Here is a 17,552-nt window from a genome sequence, read left to right on the forward strand (position 1 = left end):
CGATCATTTCGCGGCCAATAACGTATTCGACACTACTTCATATATTTGTCCAGAAAATCTGCGACCAGTGGATATAGATCGAGGCGGTTCTTGAGCTTCGAGATGCCGTGGCCTTCGTCGTTGTAGAGTTTGTATTCGACCGTTGCACCTCGTTTCTTGAGAGCGGTGACGACCTGTTCGGCCTCAGTATACGGTACCCGCGGATCGTTTTTGCCGTGGATCACAAACAATGGTGTTTTGATCTGGCCGATCTTGCGGATCGGCGAAATGCGGCGCAGAAATTCGATGTCCTTGTCGAGCCGGCCGTATTCGACCTCGCGCTGACGGCGGCGATATCCGGAAGTATTTTGCAGGAATGTTTCCCAATTGACGATACCGACAGTGTTGACTGCGGCCGCCCACAGTTCGGGATAAAGCGTGATCGCGGCCATCGTCATATAACCGCCGTAGCTGCCGCCCATGACGGCGATCTTCTTCGGATCGGCTCCGCCCTTTGTCTTGAGCCATTCGACCGAATATGCGAGATCCTTGACCGAATCTTCGCGTTTCTCGACATCGTCAAGATGCGTGTAAGTCTTGCCAAAACCGGTCGAACCGCGAACATTCAGGTCTAGCACCGCATAGCCTCTCGAAAGATAATATTGGAACAGCGGATTAAATCCGGGCCGCGATTGCCCTTCGGGTCCGCCGTGGACCGAAACGATGACAGGATCTCCCGGTGGTTTCCGCGTTGGCCGGAACGTAGAGGGGCTTCCATCACGCTGTTTTCCAATTGGACCCATCATTACGAAACCATATATGTCTTTCGGCTTATAATACCAAGCTGGGATCTCGCGTCCGTCGAACGACTTATACTTGATCAGCTCCGGTGCGACAAACGTCTTCGGATCTATCCCGGCCTGATCGCTTTTGGTGATTTGTTTGAGCTTTTTGGTCTCAAAGTCGTAAACCCAGATCTCGCCGCTGCTCTTGGGCGAGCTGAACGAGAACGCGAGTTTCGACTCGCCGCGGTCGATCGTCATGCCGCCGACAACGCCCTGGCCTGGCAGCGATATCTTTTGCAGTTTGCCGGTGAAAAATGTGACCAGCGGTTTGCCGCCGGTTTCGATCGGCTGCAGCCAGAGTTCCGAAAAGCCTTCGCGGTTGGTGGCAAACGCGACCGTACTCGGCGAATCGGCCATCGTGATATTTGAAACGTCATTGGTCACGCCGTCGATGAACCGAAGTTCGCGGTTGCCATCGCTCCAGTCACCGGAATTTGCAGCATTCTTGAGCCGCAGATTGGCAAGCGTGAAAAACTCACGGCCTTCGTCCGAGCCGAGGACGAGCGACTTGCCGTCCGGCAAAAAGCTTACGCCGCCGTACTGCGTCGCGTCTTTGTGCGGCGTTAAAAGCTGATCTTTGCCGATCTTGGTGTCGACGAGATAGAGATCGTTGTCGAGGCTGAACTCTACGCTCGAACGGGAAACGATCAGTATCGAACCGTCACTGTTGACTGCCGCAACACTATTGCTGCCGTCCTGTTGGAACAGCAGTTTCTCCACGCCCGACACGATATCCATCGAATAGATATCAAAAAATGTTCGGTTGCGTTTGTTCGAGGCGTAGAAAATGTAACGGCCGTCGCCAGAGACCTCGCCGAAATTATGCCGGACCGTTGGGGCGTTCGTCAGCGGCCGTACTCCGCTTCCGTCAGGTTTCATCCAATAAAATTGGGTGTTCTCGTCGCCGCCCTTTGCCTTGCCGAAGATGATGCCGCTGCCGTCGCCGAGCCATTTTACAAAGCCGATGTTGTCTTCGTAATTGGTGAGCTGCCGCGGCTTTGGCGATGAAATAACTGTCGACCAGACCTGTGCTGTACCGGTCACATTCGTCAGATATGCCATTTCACGTCCGTCCGGCGAAAACGACGGCGAAGACGCCGATTTTATATTCAGGTACTGCTGGATCGTGTAATTCTGGCCAAAGGCCGGCACGAAAATGACGAACAATAGTGCGGCAATGCGTAGTGCTTTCATTTGTAACCTCGCTGATGATTTATGCGTGCATTATACACCAGCGAGGCACTTAGAACCGCTATTTGTGCTTTAGAAAGAACGCGCGAATGTCGTCGCGCATAAGCGGCGTCACCGTATGAGGCACGTCAGGGTAGAGCTTGAATTCGGCATTGAGCCCGGCGTCTTTATAGAGCTGCTCTGAGATCTTCCAACGCGAGACCGGCGTCGAGCCGAAGAGCGAGTTGATCAGTTCGCGGTCAATGTCGTCGTACGAATCTCCAAACGGAACTGAGTCGTTCGTATCCTTGTCGCCGAGAAAAATGAACAGCGGGACGTTTCGCAGTGTTTTGAGATCGAGTTTGCGGCCCGCGACAGTTTTTATGTCGGCGACCCCGATCGGATATCGCAGCGTTTTGTCCTTATATTTTTCGACCGGAGCGATCGGCCAGCCGCCGGGCGAACCAATGGCCGCGGCCTTGACTCGATCAGGGTGGAGGAACGTAAACCGGTTGGTAAACATGCCCGAGGCGGAAAAGCCATTGATCAGCACGCGTTTGTCGAAAACGAGGCCGTCCTCTTTGAGCTTGTTACGGGCGTCGTCGATCATCGCGACCAGATGCAGGTCGAGCTGACGATATTCGCGTTTTTCAGTAACCATCGAATCACGGTCGAGAGCGTGTGTGTATATCTGCCAATCGGATTTTGGCCGCGGAAAGACCGGCATCAGCACCGCGATCTTGAGTGCGGAAGCGATCGCACCGGCGCCGGCCATTCGCCTTTTGACATCGGCCTCGTGTACTGCGAGATCGTCATCCAGAATGCCGGTGTTATTCGGCAAAACAAGAATGGTTTGAACCGCCTTTTTATCGGGAACGTTCCTGACCTCGGGCGGGACATACAAATAATATGGATACCCAAAACCGGCCTCTGAATTGGCATTAACGCGGACATAATCCTTCTCAGTGAGTGGTGTTGGAGTCTGAGAATATGTTGCGAATGCGGCGGATAAAGCAAAAATAATGACGAAAGTGATCGATCTCATAACGGAATCATTTACGCCGAGCTCGATCTAAAGTTCCGAGTTTTGTAAAGTCGATCAGCTTGTATGATCCATTATTATCCGCCACCCTTCTTTGAATTTACGGAAAGTCAGCGTGAACTTGCCGTTCGGCGCGTCCTTTTCACGTTTAAGAGACCAGTTGCCGAGTACGACGGCGTGGTCTTTGCCAAGCATCGTGATCTCGAGATCCGAAAACGTTAGAACTCCCATTTTTGCACGCGAATCATAGCTCTTTTTGTAGTTGTCGAGCGTCTGCTGCCATCCTCGCGTGACCTTGTCGCCCGAGATGAACGTGAGCTTCTCGGATCTCCAATAACCGATCGCCATAAATGCTTCGATATCTCCGCGATTCCATGCCGCCGATTGGTCGTCCATGACCTTGCGGATAGCGAGCGAGGATCTGTCTGTTTGTGCCGAGACTGCTGTGAAAGCGATCGTCAAAATGATTATCGAGAATAAGATCTTCATAGGTTTACGCAGGAGCCGGCTTCGGGCTCGACGGCCGGAAAAATAGGTTTGTCCAAACGAACGAAAAAACCGAAACAGCCACAACCGCAAACAGCATCGGCGTTGGCTGATAGAACTCGTTAAAGGCGATGACCGCGTAAAGTGTTGTAATGATCCGCAGATTCTCGGATGCCCAGAGCCAGGGTTTGGCCTCGAGAATGCCGCTCCAATTCACAACATGCCACCAAAGCAAAGCTGCCCCGAGCCAACGCTGCGTTGTATTCCATGCCATGAGATTTGAGATCACACCCAGCATCAGATAGACGCCGACGGTGAGCTGGACGATGAGATAAAGGTGAGATCGATCGAACATCGTCGACCGAAATTTGACCTGATTTTCGGCCGTGATCTCGACCATTTGTTTTTCCGGCAAGCCGCGGGGCCTCCAACCGGCGGGCATGAACCACACGCGGACCTTGTCCCACCAATACGGCGTCGCGGCGGCATATCGCCACAGCACGATGAAGAAATGAAAGTTGATCTTGATCGGATTCCAGCTCTTCGGATGGTCATAGATGCCGTAAACGACCTTTTCCTTTTCCTCGGCAAACGAACCGAACATCTTGTCCCAAATGATCAGAAACTCACCGAAATTCTTGTCGAGGTACGGAAAATTGACGCCGTGGTGAACCCTGTGATGCGACGGTGTGGTGAAATATTTTTCGAACCATCCGAGTTTGCCGATGAACTCGGTATGGTGCAAAAATGCGATGAACAGGTGAATTCCAGCCATCATATAAATATGCAGCGGCTGAAAACCGATCAGTGCCAACGGCCAAAAGAACAGGAATGAGGAAAACCGCTGCGTAACGCTCGCCCGCAAGGCGACCATGAAATTCATCTCTTCCGCGCTATGATGCGGCGAATGCGCGGCCCACATTATGTTGATCGCGTGCCCCCAGCGATGCACCCAGTAAAAGATAAAATCGACACCGAGGAGCAGCAGAATGAACGTCCACCAGTTCAATTCGATCGTCCAAACGCGATAATTTTCCCAGAGATAGCCGTAGACCACATACACGCCCGCCGCGACCAGCACATTCACCGTCTGATTCGCTAGAGCAGTGCCAAAATTGGCAATAGCCTCAGGGAACGACATATAATCGCGTTTATAGATAATACAAAGGCCGACCTCGATCAGCACAAAAAATAGTGCGATCGGCGTCAGATAAGTGTAGATATTGGTGTCCTGCATCTGCTGATTTGCGATAAATATACAGCGAAACGATATGCGAAACAAAATGGCCGATGCGTATCTCTCGCATCGGCCATTGATCGATCAAAACGAGGTTATTACTTCGGAGCCTTGGCTGCGTCATAAGCAGCCTGAGCGGCGACCTGTTCTTTTTGTTTGTCCGTCAGAGCGATGCCCGCCTTCTCGAGCGTAGCTGCGTTGATTCCGCCGGTTACTTTCAGATTGTTGGCTTCCTGATATTTCTTGATGGCTTCTTTCAGTTCGTCGCTTCGTTCACCATTTGCTTCACCGCCAAAGAGTTTGGCGTCCTTCAGTTTTGTTTGAAGAGCAGTGATCTGATCCTTATTGGCCTGAAACGGCGCCGGCCGTTTTGGCCCATCGCTCGTTTTAGCTTCGGTTTTGGTGGCGTTCGTTTTGTCCGTTAACTTTGCGGGCTTAGAATCGCCCGACGCGATATGGTCAGGGTTTACCGGGATCTCTTTCTGTTTGTCGGTAAGAGCGATGCCCATTTTCTCGAGCGTGGCTCGATTGAGCGAACCGGTTTTGGTCAGGCCATTGTCACTTTGATAAGACTTGACCGCGGTTTTCCATTCCGGACTCGATACTCCGGTTACCTCGCCGGCAAATGCTTTCTTCTCTTTAAGCATAGTCTGGGCCTGCTTTACCTGATCCTTATTGGAACGGAAAACGGGCTTCTTCGCCTTTGTCGCCGGGGTTGCAGTTGGCGAAGCGGTCGGAGTTGCGGACGACCCTTGAGCAAATACTGCGGTCGAGAATAGAACGAGCACTGACATTATCAAAAACAGTCGCTTTAACATTAGTTGATCTCCATTTGGTCGGTGAAGCTGTTGGGTCGCTAAGAGAATTTCGCCTGTGACCCTACAGCAAAACCAACCCGTAATTTGTATTTATTGACCTGAGAAGTATCGGACTAATTCGCAAATATGTCAAGGATTTTTCGCGTAGATACTAGTAGAATAGGGGCAATCAGAACGCTCCGGGTCTAGCAGGTGGTCAAAGCAATGAACGCTGCCGTTTACGAACAATTCAACGGACCGATCAGTATACAAGTTGTCGCTGATCCGGCTCCGACACCAACCGGCGTCGTCCTGGCCGTCAAGGCTTGCGGTATCTGCCGCAGCGACTGGCACGGACTCGTTGGCAATGATCCGGATATCAAATTGCCGCATGTCCCGGGCCACGAATTGTCCGGAGAGGTTGTGACTCTCGGCTCGGAGATCAAAAATTGGAAAGCGGGCGACCGCGTAACGCTGCCGTTCGTCTGCGGTTGCGGAACGTGCGAGCAATGCCGCTCCGGCAACCAGCAGGTCTGCGACCGGCAATTCCAGCCGGGCTTTACCGCTTGGGGCGGTTTTGCTGAGTTCGTCGCGATCGAATATGCTGATACAAATCTCGTGGTTCTTCCCGAAGAGATCGATTTCGTCACGGCCGCATCGCTCGGCTGTAGATTTGCGACATCGTTTCGGGCGGTAGTCGATCAGGGAAAGGTCGAGGCCGGCCAATGGGTCGCCGTCCACGGCTGCGGCGGTGTCGGCCTGTCGGCGATAATGATCGCAGCGGCATTTGAAGCACGTGTGATCGCGGTCGATATTAATGACGAAAAACTCGATTTCGCACGGTCGATCGGAGCGGATATCGTCATTAACTCAAATCAGACAGATCCGATCAAAGCGATTCTCGACACGACAGGCGGCGGATCACACATCTCGCTCGACGCCCTCGGCCATCCCGATATTCTCGTCAATTCGATCTCGTCTTTACGCAAACGCGGCAAGCATATCCAGGTCGGCATTTTGGAATCAGGCAAACACCTTGCGCCGATCCCTGTCGACAAGGTCATTGGCCGCGAACTCGAAATAATCGGCAGCCACGGAATGCAAGCCGATCGCTACGGTGAAATGCTCGAAATGATACGATCGGGACGGTTGGCACCGCAGAAGTTGGTCCGTAAAACCATCACGCTTGAACGATCGATCTCTGAGTTGACCAATATGGACAATTTTGCTGCAGCCGGCGTGACGGTCATCGACCGATTCTGAACAGAAAATATTTTCTCAAATTGCAAGAATGCGCTTGCTGAATGAACATTCATTCAGTTATAATTTCGGCAATTCAAATAGCTTTAATTAAGGACGTAAAACAAGTTATGAACATCACAAAAGCCGCAGTTTTAGGTGCGGGGACAATGGGAGCGGGGATCGCCGCACATCTTTCGAATGCCGGCATTCCTACGCTGCTGCTCGATATCGCACCGAACGAATTGAACGAAGCCGAGGCCGCGAAAGGCCTGACACTCGAGTCTCCGCAGGTCCGAAATCGTATTGTAAATTCGCTATTTGACGCAGCTAAGAAGCTCAAACCGGCACCGTTCATGCTGGGCGACAACGCCAAGCTCATCACGACCGGGAATTTCACTGACGACCTCGTAAAACTCAAGGATTGCGATTTTGTCATTGAGGCAGTTGTTGAAAATCTCGATATCAAGCACAAGCTTTTTGCCCAGGTCGATGCGAACCGTAAGCCCGGAGCGGTGATCGCTTCGAACACGAGCGGCATACCGATCGATTCGATCGCCGAGCCGTTTTCGGATGATTTCAAGGCACATTTTGTCGGAATCCATTTCTTCAACCCGCCGCGCTATATGAAGCTCGTCGAGGTGATCCCGGGCTCGAAAACAAGCGGTGAGATAGCTTGTGCCGTCTCGGGTTTTCTCGATCAACGGCTTGGAAAGGGAGTTGTGCCGGCCAAGGACCGGCCGAATTTCATCGCCAACCGCATCGGTGTTTTCGGTATGATGGCGACGATCCACGAGATGATCGCCGGCGGCTGGACGCCCACCGAGGTCGATCAGATGACCGGCAAGGCGATCGGCCATGCGTCATCGGCGACATTCCGTACCAGTGACCTTGTCGGCCTCGATGTGACCGCTCACGTTACGAACAATCTATATCCGGCTGTGCCTGAAGATGAGGACCGCGACGTGTTCGTGTTGCCGGAACTGATCCAAACACTGCTAGACAAAAAACTCTTGGGAGACAAGACCGGCGGCGGATTTTTCAAGAAATCGAAAGATGCTGACGGTAAACGAGTCATCCTCGAACTCGATCTAAACACCTTCGAATACAAGCCTCAGGTCAAAACAAAATTTCCATCGCTCGACGCGGCAAAGGCGATCGACGACAAAGCAAAACGAGTGAAGACTCTTGTTTGGGGCGATGACCGAGTAGGTGAATTTTTGTGGAAAACGACTTCGCGTGTTTCGCGATACGCTGCCAACCGCATCCCTGAGATCGCCGATACGATCGTCGAGATCGACAACGCGATCAAATGGGGCTTTGGCTGGGAGATCGGCGTTTTCGAGGCATGGGACGCGATCGGCGTGACCGAATCGGTCGAGCGGATGCGCAACGAAGGACAAGCTATCCCGGCGAATGTCGAGAAGATGCTTGCTTCCGGAGCGACCAGTTTTTACAAGAATGAGGGCGGTGAGCATTCATACTACGACCTCGTTGCGGGCGAATATAAACCGATGCCCGCGCGTCCGGGTGTCCTCATTCTCAAGGACATCAAGGAACGAAGCGGCGTTATCAAATCTAATCCCGGCGCGTCGCTCATCGACATCGGCGACGGCGTTGCGTGTCTCGAATTCCACTCTAAGATGAATTCGATCGGCGGCGACACGGTCGGGATGATGAATTTTGCGATCGACGAGGTCGAAAAGAATTTCACCGGCCTCGTGGTGGGCAATCAGGGCGGCAATTTTTCGGCCGGTGCAAATATCATGATGCTCCTGCTCGCCGCTCAGGAGGAAGAGTGGGATGACATCAATATGATGGTCCGTGCGTTGCAGAACGCTGTGATGCGCTTGCGTTACTCGGCAAAGCCCGTCGTCACGGCGCCGTACGGACTGACGCTCGGCGGCGGCTGCGAGATCGCGATGCACGGCGACAAAGTGCGAGCTGCAGGCGAAACCTACATTGGCCTCGTCGAGGTCGGCGTCGGCGTAATTCCGGCCGGCTGCGGTACCAAGGAAATGACGATGCGTGCGATGGACACTGCGGCAAAAGCTCCGGACGCAGATCCGCTCGCGTTCCTGAAAAAGACGTTCGAAACGGTTGGCATGGGCAAGGTCGCAACGTCGGCGCAAGAGGGCCGTTCGTTCGGGTTCCTCCGCGACGGTGACGCGATCTCGATGAATGGCGACCGCTTGATACAGGACGCGAAGCAAGAGGTTTTGAATCTCGCGTCGGCCGGTTATGTTCAGCCGGTCGAACGTACAGATATAACCGTACTTGGCGAATCGCTCGAAGCAGCTTTGAAACTCGCACTGCACATGATGAAACAGGGAGGATTTATCTCGGACCACGACCAACTGATCGGCCAAAAATTGGCTCATGTGATGGCCGGCGGCACGATCAATCACAAGACGCAGGTGTCCGAACGTTACCTGCTCGACCTCGAACGCGAAGCTTTTGTCTCGCTCTGCGGCGAGAGAAAAACTCAGGAAAGGATCGCCGCTATGCTCAAGACCGGTAAGCCACTAAGAAATTAACGGTCTGACGAATCGATATTTGATAATTTATGCCTGAAAGTTTCAAAAGCCGCCGCTTTCGCTGGATGTTCAATTTCTTTCCGGCGTATCGCGGAACGGGCGGGCGGGTGACGTATATCGCGGATGATTTTCACGAGGTCCGCGTTAAACTGCCGCTCAATTGGCGGACTCGAAATTATGTTGGAACGATATATGGCGGCAGTATTTACGCGAGTGTCGATCCGATCTACATGCTGATGCTGATCCACATTCTCGGCCCTGAATATGTGGTCTGGGACAAGGCGGCAAAGATTAGGTTCAAAAAGCCGGGAAAGGACACGCTCTATGTTGATTTTCAATTGTCGTCGGACGAGATAGTTGAGATCAAGAAACTTGCTGAGACCGAACGTTCGGTCGATCGAATATATAAATTGGAATTGAAGGACAAGAACGGAGTCGTACATGCGTTCATTGAAAAGACTTTGTATATTGATAAAAAGTCGAAGCTTGAGGCGAGAGCCGACAGCTGAATGCAAGATTAACGGAGAATCAAAATGAAGAAATACTTAGTTCTTGGCCTGATGGCCGCTGGTTCATTGTTCGCCGGATGCAACGCCACCGGCACACCGGTCGAATATGCCAATGTATGCGATAAGGCGAATGACGATAAGAATGTTGAAGTCGTCGGCTTTCTCGATAACAAGGGCGGTGCGATGTGTTCGAGCGGCTACGGCAAGCCGATGCGGTGCCCGATCAGTTTTAAGGCCGACCTTGCGGCGGAAAAAGGTATCAATGCCGACATCGACAAGGGGACCGGCAGCAGTTCTATCGACGAGTACGAAAAAGGCAAAGGCCTCAAGATCAAGGACGACAAAGGCGAATTCATCGAGCGAACGCAGAAAGTGAAGATCGTTGCCGAAGTCAACGTGTTCGACACGCCGGAGCCGGCAACCGCGGGTTGCTATATTGTGGTCAAAAAGATCGAAAAGGCACAATAGACTATGAATCGATGCACCTGGGCAACAAACGATCTGAACATCGCATATCACGACGCCGAATGGGGCGTGCCCGTGCATGACGATCGTTTGTTGTTCGAATTCTTGATCCTTGAGGGTGCTCAGGCGGGATTGAGTTGGGATACGATCCTGCGTAAACGCGAGGCTTATCGCGACGCATTTGATAATTTCGATCCGGAAAAGGTAGCGAAATATTCCGATGCCAAATGCGCGAAGCTCATGCTGAACGAAGGCATCATTCGCAACCGTTTGAAAATTGCTTCAGCAGTCCGGAATGCCAGGGCGTTTCTCGCAGTGCATAGGGAATTTGGCTCTTTTGATAAGTACATCTGGGGATTTGTCGGCGGCAAGCCCCTTGATAATAAGCTCAAAGGCGGCGATGTGCCGGCGAAGACGGATATTTCGGATGCCATGTCAAAAGATCTTAAGAAACGCGGATTCAACTTCGTCGGCTCGACCATTATGTACGCGTTCATGCAGGCGACGGGGTTGGTGAATGATCATCTGGTGACGTGTTTTCGCTACAAAGAGGTCGGCGGCGGGTCGAAAAATGATTGACCGATAGTGCGATAATGTGCTATGCGTGAAACGCGGCGGATATCTTCATCAGCTTGATATTTGAAACACCAAGAGCGATGGGGTGAGTGTGTTTTCTTTGTGTAAGACATTGTAATTTGCTTTTTCAAAAAGTAGCGGGACAGAGGTCAAAAATGCCTGTAACGCATTGAAATAAAAAGAGTTATTTGTCCCGCACTACGGCGGGACAAAAGCGGGACAAAGCGGGATAGCTTTTCGGCGATACGCGGTCTAAACCTCGTAGTGACAACGATTAAGGGTGGTCGCGGCGACCGAGTACCGCGGCAAATAGAGCGAGAAGGCACGAAATGGATTACCCGGTAACGCCAGCCGTCAGGTTTTTGAGAGAGAAAAAGGTGGACTTCGTGCCACACCTTTACGACTATGTCGATAAAGGCGGCACGGGCGAATCAGCCAAACAACTTGGCGTTGACGAACATGCGGTCGTCAAGACACTGATCTTTGAAACGAACGAGAAAAAGCCTTTGATGGTGCTGATGCACGGCGACCGGCAGGTTTCGGCCAAGAACCTCGCCCGTCACATTGGCGTCAAGAGCGTCGAGGCTGCCGAAGCGAAACGGGCATCCAGCTGGACAGGCTACCAATTCGGCGGCACATCGCCATTCGGCATGAGGGTTACAATGCCGGTCTATGTCGAGTCGGGCATCTTCGATCTCGAAAAGATCTACATCAACGGCGGCAAGCGTGGGTTTTTGGTCGAGATCGATCCGCAGATCCTTGAGAACGTACTGAAGATCGAGAAAGTCGAGGTAGCGATCGAGCATTAAAAATGGCTGACTGGCGGGAATTGATATTAGACGGACGATTTGCCGAAGCCGAGCCGCTGATGCTCGCCGACACCGAAAAACGGGACGGTTATGGCGGTGAGACGATCGTTCGAGCGGAGTTTTACGAGGATTGGGGCAATTTTTTCAGGTCGGGCCCCGAAGCCGAAAAGCGGTATTGGCGATCGCACGGATATTGGGCACTCTACGCCTCTTGGTCGACCAGTGGCGGCGAAGGAACGGCGAGGATGATCGACGTGAATCGGGTTTTGAAGAAGATCGAAAGTTTGAAAGGGTAAAAGTATGAAAGAAGCAGTAATAGTATCGGCCGTGCGTACGGCTGTTGGGAAGGCGCCAAAGGGCACTTTGAGGAACACGCGTTCGGACGAACTTGGTGCGACGGCGATCAAGGAAGCGGTCGCTCGTGCCGGTGTCGACGCATCGCTGATCGATGACGTCATCATGGGATGTGCATTTCCCGAGGCCGAGCAGGGAATGAATGTCGCTCGAACGGCGTCGATCCTTGCCGGACTGCCGGTCGAGACATCGGCGATGACCGTTAATCGATATTGCTCGTCGGGTTTGCAGACGATCGCTCTCGCCGCAGAACGCATTATGGCGGGCGGTGCCGACGCTATCGTTGCCGGCGGACTCGAATCGATGACCGTCATCCCAATGGGCGGCAACACCTTCCGCCCAAATCCGGGCCTTGCGGACACATATCCTGATTACTACCTGAACATGGGCCTTACGGCTGAGAATCTCGCACGCAAATACGAGATCACCCGCGAACAGGCGGACGAATTCTCATACAATTCGCATCGCAAAGCTCTCGCCGCGATCGCCGAAGGCCGGTTCAAGGACGAGATCGTGCCGATGAATGTCTACGTCGATGAGATCGACGAAAAGGGCAGAGTTCGTCGCAAAGAGATCGTCTTCGCACAAGACGAAGGCCCGCGTGCCGACACCTCGGTCGAAGGCCTCGCTAAGCTGCGAGCCGTATTTCATGCGAACGGTACGGTCACGGCCGGGAATTCATCGCAAATGTCCGACGGAGCTGCTGCGGCAGTTGTGATGTCCATGGACAAGGCAAGCGAGCTCGGCATCAAGCCGCTGGCACGTTTCATCTCATTCGCGACAGCCGGATGCCTGCCCGAAGAAATGGGCATCGGCCCGGTCTATGCGATCCCGAAGGCATTGAAATTGGCCGGACTGACGCTCGATCAGATCGACGTGATCGAGCTTAATGAGGCATTTGCCGCGCAAGGGTTGTCGGTAATGAAAGTACTCGAAATGGACCCGAGCAAGGTCAACGTCAACGGCGGCGCCGTCGCACTTGGCCATCCGCTGGGCTGCACCGGAGCCAAACTCACCGCTACCGTTCTGCAGGAACTAAAACGCTCAGGTAAACGCTACGGCATGGTCACGATGTGCGTTGGCGGCGGAATGGGAGCAGCGGGAATATTTGAGTGCCTGCAATAGGCTGAGAGATAGTCATGAGCGAAGAGGAGACTCTATCAAAGGTCCGCGATATCCCGAAAGAACTTGAGGAGCGGGCTAAAGTCAGCAAGCGGACAAGGTGGGTGGCGACGATAGGAGTAAGCGTCTTTCTATTGGCGATGATTGGAATATTTGTGGTAATCGATGCCGGCAAGGTTTCGGTGATCGTGGTCGCGGTGGGTGTCGTGATATTGGCCCTTGCCATTCGGCACCTTAGCATTGTTAGATGCCCGGGCTGCGAAGAAGCGATCGAAAAGCGATGGGGCGGCCATTGTCCGGAATGCGGTGCCGACGGGCTCAAAGCGAACAGAGAGGACGAAGCAGATTGCGAGGCCTGCGGACGAACGCTGAGGGTCGTTCATTCTTCAAAAGGCGGGGACACTCTGCATTTTATGATCAACTATTGCACCTCATGCGGTGTATTGCTGGTCAAGTACCCGGGCAGAAAGACGATAGCTTGAGGAAAAGTTTTAAGGAAACGGAGACACAAAATGGAAACACAAATGGAAAGAGAATATGTAAAGGGCGGCGAGTTTTTGATCGCCGATTCGACCACGGCCGAGATGTTTACGCCGGAGGATTTTACCGACGAGCATCGCATGATCGGCGAGACCTGCAAAGAGTATATCGACAACGAGGTCGTGCCTAATCTGCCCGCTCTCGAGGGCCACGCGTGGGAAGTAGCCCGTGATCTACTCAAGAAGGCCGGCGATCTCGGCCTGCTCGGTGCCAACATTCCCGAGGCATACGGCGGCATGGAACTCGACCAGACCTCGGGCGTGGTAATCGCCGAGATGGTCGGCCGCGGCAGCGGTTTTGGGTCGACCTACGGTGCCCAGACCTCGATCGGCCTGCTTCCGATCCTCTATTGGGGCAGCGAAGAACTCAAAAACGAGTGGATCCCGAAGATCATCTCGGGCGAAGCTGTTTCGGCATACTGTTTGACAGAATCGAGTTCCGGTTCCGACGCTCTCGGTGCCAAATGCGTCGCCAAGCTCAGCGATGACGGCCAGACGTGGACGCTCAACGGCGAAAAGATGTGGATCACGAACGGCGGTTTTGCTGACGTGTATATCGTGTTTGCAAAGGTCGATGGCGAGAAGGAAAAATTCTCCGCATTCGTCGTTCCCCGAAGCGAAAACTGCCGCCCGGGCAATGAAGAGCACAAACTCGGCATCAAATCGTCCTCGACAACGGCGGTCATTTTGTCCGACGCGAAAATACCGGTCGGCAACCTGATCGGCAACGTCGGCGACGGAGCGAAGATCGCCTTCAACGTGCTCAATGTGGGCCGCTTCAAACTCGGAGCTTCGGTCACAGGCGGTGCAAAGCTTGCTATTCACGAGGCGGTTCGCTACGCCAATGAGCGTCACCAGTTCAACAAACCGATCTCATCGTTTGGTGCTATCAAACACAAGCTCGCCGAGATGGCGATCCGCACGTGGGTTGCCGAATCGATCACTTACCGTACGGTTGGCATGATCGATCACCTCATCGGCGACGGTGCCGACAGCGCGACCAAACTGCAGTCGATCGAGGAATACGCCGTAGAATCGTCGATCAACAAGGTCGCTTGCTCCGAGGCACTCGATTACGTCGTGGACGAGATGGTCCAGATCTACGGCGGCTATGGCTATTCGGCCGATTACCCGGCAGAGCAGGCATATCGCGATTCGCGAATCAACCGTATTTTCGAGGGAACAAACGAGATCAACCGAATGCTCATTCCCGGCCAGTTGATGAAGCGTGCGATGAAGGGCAAACTCGGACTTCTACAGGCCGCGAAGGCTTTGCAAAATGAGTTGCTCGATCCGACGATGTCTTTTGACGAGGACACATCATTGCTCGCAGCGGAGACAAAACTCGCGCAAAATGCCAAGAAGGTCGCGTTGATGGTTCTCGGAACGGCTGCTCAGAAATACATGATGGCCCTCAGCGAGCAGCAGGAAGTGCTCATGAACTGTGCCGACATCATCATGGACGCGTATCAGATGGAAACGGCAATTTTGCGTGCTAAAAAGTACGCAGACAAAAACGGCGAAGAAGCCGCTGGCCGCTATATCGATATGGCCAGCGTTTATTGCAACGATGCGATCCAGCGTGTCGATGCCAAGGCCAAAAACACTATCGCCGCCATCAGCGAAGGCGATGAGGGACGTACATTGCTCGTAGCCCTTAAGCGGTTCACCAAGAATAATTCGCCCGTCAATACCATCGCCGCCCGCCAGCGGATCGCCGATGTTATGATCGCTGCGAATACATACACTTACTAACGGAATTGAAAAAAGGCTGCGGAACCAAACTCCGCAGCCTTCGATCAAAAGTAGATCTTTGATAATTTAATATCGCCGAAAATATTGCGACTGGTATTTTCGCTGTTTCGGCTTTAGTTTGTAAGTGTAAAGTGCCGAACTGCCGGCTCCGATCGCTGTGCCGTAAAGTGCCCCTTTCTTGCCGCCGATCAAACCGCCGAGCAGAGCACCGGCTCCGGTACCGATCGCAATGTTAAATAAGTTACGATGGCGCCTATAGAGGCTCGGTTTCTTGTAAACGGTCGTGGTCCTGCGGTTGTTGCCGTAATAACGCGTCGTTTGTGCGTTTGTTGTGCCTGCCAGGGCCGGTACCATTACTGCCATCACTGCTGCCATTACAAATGTCGATATAAGCTTTTTCATTGTACTATTTCTCCCCTTGAGTAGATTGTGGGATGTTCCCGACGCCCATTAGAATGGCAAGCCCCGTGCCACGCTGAGGGAAATGTTGCAATGATTGAGGTTATGCGATTAAGGATTTAGCGGGCTTGCATGCGAAGGGCCGATATCGGCAATGGTGGAGACGATATCGTGTATCTAATTAGAAGGTGCGAACGAACCGATCATCCAAAAAAAGAAGAGGACCGCTATCGGAAGAACATTTAGAACGATCCCTGCAAAGGGGAATAGACGGCGTGTGCCGGAGCGAAAGATCCCGATAGATCCGGCCAATGCGCCGATAAAATGACCTCCGGCCGGAATGAAAAAGAAGATAAATGTAAAAAGTACGACAGCGATGCCCATCCCGGTCAGATCGGTCATTCCGCGTGACTCGGGTATTAAGGTATCTGTCAGTTTTTGTGTAAATCCATCGACGTAAAAGATGAGATAGAATGCCGCTGCAAAATAAAACCAAACAGCGAAGGCGATTATGCAGGAGAAAATTCCTAGTTTTGAATGCGGTTTCGAATTCATTTTTTAGTTATGACAGGCGGCAAGCGACATTGAGAGATGCCGCCCGCCGCATCAATAAACATTTGGCCGTCTATTTCGGTGTCTTCATTACGTCGGGATTGTCTTTGACGAGTTTGTCAGCTTTATCAGCAAGTTCCTGTGCGTCTTTGACCATCACCTTGACCTTTTCGAATTGCGATTTGTATACGTCTCGAAACTCGGACTCGCTGTCGCTGTCGATCAGTTTTTGAGGAACCTTTTTGAGCTCGGAGGAATATTCGCTCCGCAGCTTCATTTCCTTTGCCTTGATCTCAAGATACTCCTTAAACTTTTCTTTTAGCTTCAATTTGCCGGCTTGATCGAATTTGTCACCGGCGTTCTTGAAATTCTCAATCATCGAGTCATATTCTTTGCTCATATTCCTGGCAAGAGAGCGTGCTTTTTCGAGGTCATCCTTATTCTTGATAGCTGATATCTTCGCGTCAAATTCGGTGCCGAATTGTTGCGATCTCTCTACGCTCTCGTTAGCGATTTTAACTAGCTTATTAGCTTCGTCAACGATGGCGTTTGCTTTGTCCGTCTCATCCGTTCCGGAACATGCAATAGCGACCATTGACAATATGATCGCGGCCAATACCCCATTTTTGTTTTTCATTTTATTCTCCATTTGATTTTTGATCAGGTTATTAAAGATTCACGTGTGCTTGCACGATAGGCTATTATTGGCTGAGGCAGCAGGAAAGGTCGTTCCCGCCAGGTGAAATTTCAGGTGAAAAACTGTGAACCCGAAGCAATTCGTGTCGCAAGGAGTCGTCAATATATGTATCACGTTGAAAAATGGACCTCGAATCATGCTCCGAACGCTGCGATGCTCAGGTATATTCTTACGACCGAGGGATATAATGTCCTCCAATGGGGAGACTCGCCTGGTTCCGCGTTACCGACGCATAGCCATGAAAATGACCAGACACATTGGATCATTTCCGGTTCAATGGAGATGACAGTTGAACGTTTTGGGACCGTTACGCTTGAACCGGGCGACCGCGACTTTATGCCTGCCGGTACTTATCACTCCGCTCGGGTCATTGGTGAAGAGCACGTAGTCTATCTTGTAGGTGAAAAATGAAATAGGCCAATACGCGCAATTTGGTTTAACAT

The 17,552-nt window shown here is 52.3% G+C and carries 19 protein-coding genes; 11 read left to right on the plus strand and 8 right to left on the minus strand.

Annotation, left to right across the window (positions count from 1 at the left end):
• Window positions 1–32: 32 nt before the first annotated feature.
• The 5 genes from IPK01_07965 to IPK01_07985 are packed head-to-tail and all read right to left on the minus strand — an operon-like array spanning window position 33 to window position 5,577.
• On the minus strand, window positions 33–2,018 hold the full coding sequence (locus IPK01_07965; protein ID MBK7933429.1) for a S9 family peptidase: 1,986 nt from the start codon (window positions 2,016–2,018) through the stop codon (window positions 33–35).
• 58 nt (window positions 2,019–2,076) lie between these two features.
• Window positions 2,077–3,039, minus strand: a complete 963-nt coding sequence (locus IPK01_07970) for a hypothetical protein (protein ID MBK7933430.1) — start codon at window positions 3,037–3,039, stop codon at window positions 2,077–2,079.
• A gap of 54 nt (window positions 3,040–3,093) precedes the next feature.
• Window positions 3,094–3,525, minus strand: a complete 432-nt coding sequence (locus IPK01_07975; protein MBK7933431.1) for a DUF3225 domain-containing protein — start codon at window positions 3,523–3,525, stop codon at window positions 3,094–3,096.
• Window positions 3,526–3,529: 4 nt separating this feature from the next.
• Window positions 3,530–4,804: a sterol desaturase family protein gene (locus tag IPK01_07980; protein MBK7933432.1), complete on the minus strand. Its 1,275-nt coding sequence runs from the start codon at window positions 4,802–4,804 to the stop codon at window positions 3,530–3,532.
• A gap of 53 nt (window positions 4,805–4,857) precedes the next feature.
• Entirely contained in the window at window positions 4,858–5,577 is a 720-nt protein-coding gene (locus IPK01_07985) for a peptidoglycan-binding protein (GenBank protein MBK7933433.1), read from the minus strand.
• A 204-nt stretch (window positions 5,578–5,781) separates the two neighbouring features.
• Between IPK01_07985 and IPK01_07990 the strand changes: the two genes are divergently transcribed.
• From IPK01_07990 to IPK01_08035, 10 genes are all read left to right on the plus strand, one after another.
• Window positions 5,782–6,819: a zinc-dependent alcohol dehydrogenase family protein gene (locus IPK01_07990; protein MBK7933434.1), complete on the plus strand. Its 1,038-nt coding sequence runs from the start codon at window positions 5,782–5,784 to the stop codon at window positions 6,817–6,819.
• A 107-nt stretch (window positions 6,820–6,926) separates the two neighbouring features.
• Window positions 6,927–9,332 carry a 3-hydroxyacyl-CoA dehydrogenase/enoyl-CoA hydratase family protein gene (locus tag IPK01_07995; GenBank protein ID MBK7933435.1) on the plus strand — a complete coding sequence of 802 codons (2,406 nt, stop codon included), beginning with the start codon at window positions 6,927–6,929 and terminating at the stop codon, window positions 9,330–9,332.
• A gap of 29 nt (window positions 9,333–9,361) precedes the next feature.
• Window positions 9,362–9,841, plus strand: coding sequence for a DUF4442 domain-containing protein (locus tag IPK01_08000; protein MBK7933436.1), 480 nt, complete (start codon window positions 9,362–9,364; stop codon window positions 9,839–9,841).
• A gap of 24 nt (window positions 9,842–9,865) precedes the next feature.
• The gene (locus IPK01_08005) at window positions 9,866–10,309 is read left to right on the plus strand and encodes a hypothetical protein (GenBank protein MBK7933437.1); all 444 of its coding nucleotides are present in this window, start codon (window positions 9,866–9,868) and stop codon (window positions 10,307–10,309) included.
• 3 nt (window positions 10,310–10,312) lie between these two features.
• Window positions 10,313–10,885, plus strand: coding sequence for a DNA-3-methyladenine glycosylase I (locus IPK01_08010; GenBank protein MBK7933438.1), 573 nt, complete (start codon window positions 10,313–10,315; stop codon window positions 10,883–10,885).
• A gap of 326 nt (window positions 10,886–11,211) precedes the next feature.
• Window positions 11,212–11,691, plus strand: a complete 480-nt coding sequence (gene ybaK / locus IPK01_08015) for a Cys-tRNA(Pro) deacylase (GenBank protein ID MBK7933439.1) — start codon at window positions 11,212–11,214, stop codon at window positions 11,689–11,691.
• 2 nt (window positions 11,692–11,693) lie between these two features.
• On the plus strand, window positions 11,694–11,987 hold the full coding sequence (locus tag IPK01_08020; protein MBK7933440.1) for a hypothetical protein: 294 nt from the start codon (window positions 11,694–11,696) through the stop codon (window positions 11,985–11,987).
• A 4-nt stretch (window positions 11,988–11,991) separates the two neighbouring features.
• Entirely contained in the window at window positions 11,992–13,170 is a 1,179-nt protein-coding gene (locus tag IPK01_08025; protein ID MBK7933441.1) for an acetyl-CoA C-acyltransferase, read from the plus strand.
• A gap of 14 nt (window positions 13,171–13,184) precedes the next feature.
• On the plus strand, window positions 13,185–13,649 hold the full coding sequence (locus IPK01_08030) for a hypothetical protein (GenBank protein MBK7933442.1): 465 nt from the start codon (window positions 13,185–13,187) through the stop codon (window positions 13,647–13,649).
• A 42-nt stretch (window positions 13,650–13,691) separates the two neighbouring features.
• A complete protein-coding gene (locus IPK01_08035; GenBank protein ID MBK7933443.1) occupies window positions 13,692–15,461 on the plus strand; it encodes an acyl-CoA dehydrogenase family protein in 1,770 nt (589 codons plus the stop codon).
• Between the two features lie 66 nt (window positions 15,462–15,527).
• Here IPK01_08035 and IPK01_08040 read toward each other — a convergent pair whose 3' ends face one another.
• From IPK01_08040 to IPK01_08050, 3 genes are all read right to left on the minus strand, one after another.
• Window positions 15,528–15,863 (minus strand): hypothetical protein, encoded by a 336-nt coding sequence (locus tag IPK01_08040; protein ID MBK7933444.1) that lies wholly within the window; start codon window positions 15,861–15,863, stop codon window positions 15,528–15,530.
• 174 nt (window positions 15,864–16,037) lie between these two features.
• The gene (locus IPK01_08045; protein MBK7933445.1) at window positions 16,038–16,415 is read right to left on the minus strand and encodes a hypothetical protein; all 378 of its coding nucleotides are present in this window, start codon (window positions 16,413–16,415) and stop codon (window positions 16,038–16,040) included.
• A gap of 70 nt (window positions 16,416–16,485) precedes the next feature.
• On the minus strand, window positions 16,486–17,049 hold the full coding sequence (locus IPK01_08050) for a hypothetical protein (GenBank protein MBK7933446.1): 564 nt from the start codon (window positions 17,047–17,049) through the stop codon (window positions 16,486–16,488).
• 165 nt (window positions 17,050–17,214) lie between these two features.
• Here IPK01_08050 and IPK01_08055 point away from each other — a divergent pair, with 165 nt between their 5' ends.
• A complete protein-coding gene (locus tag IPK01_08055) occupies window positions 17,215–17,520 on the plus strand; it encodes a cupin domain-containing protein (GenBank protein MBK7933447.1) in 306 nt (101 codons plus the stop codon).
• The last annotated feature ends 32 nt before the right edge of the window (window positions 17,521–17,552 follow it).

It is taken from the genome of Acidobacteriota bacterium, assembly GCA_016713675.1.
Classification (GTDB): domain Bacteria; phylum Acidobacteriota; class Blastocatellia; order Pyrinomonadales; family Pyrinomonadaceae; genus OLB17.